The organism is Methanosarcina sp., assembly GCF_035390745.1.
GTDB lineage: Archaea > Halobacteriota > Methanosarcinia > Methanosarcinales > Methanosarcinaceae > Methanosarcina.
This window is the reverse complement of sequence record NZ_DAOOUJ010000124.1, coordinates 1-3,049: the sequence shown is the minus strand read 5'-3', so window position 1 is coordinate 3,049 and position 3,049 is coordinate 1. Positions and strand designations below refer to the sequence as shown.

The 3,049-nt window shown below is 41.5% G+C and carries 2 protein-coding genes; both read right to left on the bottom strand.

The window, feature by feature from the left end; translation table 11 throughout:
- Nucleotides 1–190: 190 nt before the first annotated feature.
- Nucleotides 191–1,282 (bottom strand): serine/threonine-protein kinase RIO2, encoded by a 1,092-nt coding sequence (locus tag PLL47_RS14725; RefSeq protein ID WP_324447311.1) that lies wholly within the window; start codon nt 1,280–1,282, stop codon nt 191–193.
- A gap of 124 nt (nt 1,283–1,406) precedes the next feature.
- Nucleotides 1,407–2,471, bottom strand: a complete 1,065-nt coding sequence (cax, locus tag PLL47_RS14720) for a calcium/proton exchanger (protein WP_324447309.1) — start codon at nt 2,469–2,471, stop codon at nt 1,407–1,409.
- Nucleotides 2,472–3,049: the final 578 nt, after the last annotated feature.

The window sequence follows — 3,049 nt, the reverse complement described above, 5'->3', positions numbered from 1 at the left end:
AGATGAGAAAATGTCAAAATATTATGTGGAATAATTAAATGGTCAGGACACTAGGGAGCCTGGATTTAAAAAGAGAAAAGGTAAGTTTTTAAAAAAGTTGTAGAATGGATTGAGGAAGAAAATACCGAAACATCCTTCTGAAAATCCATACATTTGTAGTCAATGCTATAATAATCTGTTACAAAGAGAATTAATCCCTGTTGTTGATCTCTTTTTTAGAACTTGCTTCTTTTAAATCCTCGGAGTTAAATTTTTCTGCTTCAAACTCCTCGGCCTCAAATTTTTCCGCTTCGAAGCTTTCCGCCTCAAAGTCCTCTCCGTCATAGCCTTCTTCTTCAAATTCCTCGTTTTCAACTTCTTCCGAATCATTTTCCCCATTATCAGTGCTTTTCTTTGTTCCACTTTTAATGTCTTCAAGAACTTCTCTAAGTTCCTTTTTAATGTTATACTTTCGGTAGAAATGGGTCAGTATATTTGAAACATCCCTTTCGAGAATTTCGTCGGCGTGAGGATGGTCAGGAGTTACGTACTGAGGCCAGTCAATAAGCTGGACTCCGTCTTCGGATACAAAGATGTTATATTCGCTTAAGTCGGCATGGATGACTCCAAGGGAATAGGTTATCTTTACCTGCTTGAGGATCTCATCAAGGTACCACTCAGGGGCAACCAGCTTTGTTTTTGAGAGCAGGCTGCCCTTTGCAAGTTCCATGACTATGGCGTGCCTGTTCTGGTCGAGAGGCTTTGGGACAGACACCTGTGGGTAAAGCTTGCTCATGATCTCATATTCCCGCTGGGCTGCAAGCCTGGCCGCGTAAATCCAGGAAAAGTGCTCTCTTTCGCCGAGGTGCTCACGTACCCTTTTTATTTGCTTGAAACTGGTCCTGCCTTCCCTGTGAAATTTGATTATGACCGGAAAAGGTTCCCCTATCGCAAGCTCAGGCTGCCGGACTGCTTCAAAGATGACAGACTCTTTGCCTACCCCAATTTCATCCCCTATGGCACTGATGCTTTTTCTTTTTACAAAGGCGTTGAGAGCAAGGGCATCATACCCCTCAAAGTAAATCTGAAAACCCTCATAAGGCTGGGTGGTTCTGACAACAAGCTTATCCCGCACAAGCTTTTTCAGCCTGTACTCAAGCTTATCAAAGGGAAGTTTGGTGTATTTATTTAGCTCTTCTATCGGCACCCACTCAAAATGTTTCATCCCTGTCTCGATGCCTGTAAGTACCCTGAAATCCTTTGCATCGAGTTTATTGAAAACTTTTAGCACTTCGTCGATCATCCTATCCTGTTATACATATCACCCTCGATATTTAAATGAATGTCATGAATAAACTTACAAAAGGTAATTCGATAAAAAGTTGAGACGCCAGACAGGCTGGCGGTGATTCTTATTGTTTTTATCGTTATGGGTGAAGGAAAGAGACCACGATCATTATTCCATATGCCCCCAGAAGCTGTAATCCTTCAAACCAGTTGCTTTTGCCGTCTTCGATAATGGATTTGACGATAAGGACGGAAGAGACTATGCAGGCAAGTTCGAATGTGGTGAAAATCAGATTCATCGGTGTCTCGAAGAAGTAACTTGTGAACACGAGGACCGGCACGACAAACATGGCTATTTGAGTTGTCGAGCCGATTGCGATCTGGAGAGACAGGTCCATCCGGTTCTTGACTGCAATTGTGATTGCAGAAACGTGTTCTGCGGCGTTTCCTATAATTGCTACGAAAATCATACCTATAAACAGTTCCGTCCAGCCGAGGCTTTCAGCCAGCGGCTCTATGGAACCGACCAGAATTTCACTCATGACAGCAACTGCAACGGTTGATGCAAGAAGAATAGTAACAGATTTTTTTACGCTCCATCTGGCACTGCATTCTGTCGTGTCAGCGGTGTACAGGTGCCTGTGGGTGCGGAGCGAGAAAAGAAGGCTCGCAAGATATGACACAGCCATGATGACCGAAACTGCAATGCTCAGGGTCTCTATTACCATAACTGAAGGGTTTTCTGAAGTCAGAACGAAAACAGCCGGCATGACAATTGCAGCAGTTGCAAGAAACAGAGTTGAGGCGCTGGTCCTGGCTGCTGTCGTATTGAATGTCTGTTCATCTTTTCCAAGACCTCCGAAGAAAAACGCCATACCCAAAATCAAAAGAAGGTTTCCAATGATGGAACCGGTAATGGACGCCTTTACCATCTCAGTAAGTCCTGCCTGCAGGGCAAAAACACTTATGATTAATTCTGTTGCGTTCCCGAAGGTGGCGTTTAACAGCCCGCCCAGAGCCGGACCTGTATGTACCGAAATTTCCTCTGTCGATTCACCGATAAATTTTGCAAGCGGTATAATCGCAAGCGAAGCTAAAATAAAGATTAACATGGGAGAAAAGTGCATATATTCTGCGAACAGACTCAGCGGTACAAAAATAAGAAGAGCTAAGAATACATTTTCCATTTTGTCTGTTTTTTTCATAATAACAAACCTCAACTGCCACGCCAGAGTGTTACCAGAGGCAACTTCGAATACCAGCCTTTTTGATCATTTTTGTTAATAACAGGGTTGAGAAATATGTCTTTATCCCTCAAGCCAGATAAAGAGAAAAGGAAACCGAAGGGGCTTCCTGTAAAGTTATCGAATAATATATTATTTCCACCTATACTATTTCTATTTTTTTCAAAGAATGTGAGAACTTATCAGAGAAAAGGGATTAAAACATACGAATAATCAACTTTCTAAGCTAATCTTTTGTGATTGGAAAACAAGATATACCAATTTATCATCATTATATATGGCAATTTAGATGTTTGGATTGGGAGCTTTTCATCCAAGAATAGAGCAGATCATCCTCAACCTTTTGGCTCTGTTCTTTCTTTTAGTTTTTGGGCTGGTTGTTGTTGGGGCTGTTCTCAAAAGTTCGATAATTTATAGCCAGATTTGAAAATTCCTGGCTTTTCATTTATTTTTCGTAACTATTCAGGTAGCCTTTAAAAGGCTACAATTTTTCCTCTTTTCGAGGAAAAATTGGATATAAATTGAATCCTATTTCGTTT

What these genes read in the sequence shown, in the direction of transcription:
- PLL47_RS14725 (WP_324447311.1), bottom strand. Translation starts at nt 1,282, where the DNA reads ATGATCGACGAAGTGCTAAAAGTTTTCAATAAACTCGATGCAAAGGAT.
- cax (WP_324447309.1), bottom strand. Translation starts at nt 2,471, where the DNA reads ATGAAAAAAACAGACAAAATGGAAAATGTATTCTTAGCTCTTCTTATT.